Origin of the sequence: Paenibacillus sp. VTT E-133291, from assembly GCF_002264395.1 — a bacterium.
Lineage (GTDB): Bacteria > Bacillota > Bacilli > Paenibacillales > Paenibacillaceae > Paenibacillus_AQ > Paenibacillus_AQ nitricinens.
The window spans coordinates 1-369 of record NZ_NFVA01000252.1; the positions used below are offsets into that span (position 1 = coordinate 1).

Genomic DNA, 369 nt, shown 5'->3' on the forward strand with positions numbered 1-369 from the left:
AGCCTTTACATCTACCGGTGCAATCTTGGTGCTCTTTATCCTGCTGGTCATCATTATAAAAGCCTGTATATTTTAATTGTATTCAATGACGAAGGAAGAATAATGATGGGGAATTTGCTGGAGGTTTTGGCAGAGGTTTTATCTATGACTGCAATTCTGGTTCTGTTTATATTGTTGGTAATCATATCTAAGACTTTCTCGATTTAAGTTTGAAACCTTCCACTATGACCAGTACCCATAGTTAAAGAGGCTGTCCCAAAAGCCATGAAATGGCTGCTTGGGTCAGCCCTTTTTCTAGTAGGATATACGTGGGCGCTTTGAGAGGACGCTCCGCGAACGGACCGTTGTTCCAATCGCTGTGCTCTCCAG

1 protein-coding gene is annotated in these 369 nt (G+C 42.5%); it reads left to right on the plus strand.

Annotated elements, in window-relative coordinates; all coding sequences use genetic code 11:
• Positions 1 to 207, plus strand: a 207-nt coding sequence (locus tag CA598_RS32805) for a hypothetical protein (protein WP_218832652.1), incomplete at its 5' end; no start/stop codon positions are given.
• Positions 208 to 369 lie beyond the last annotated feature (162 nt).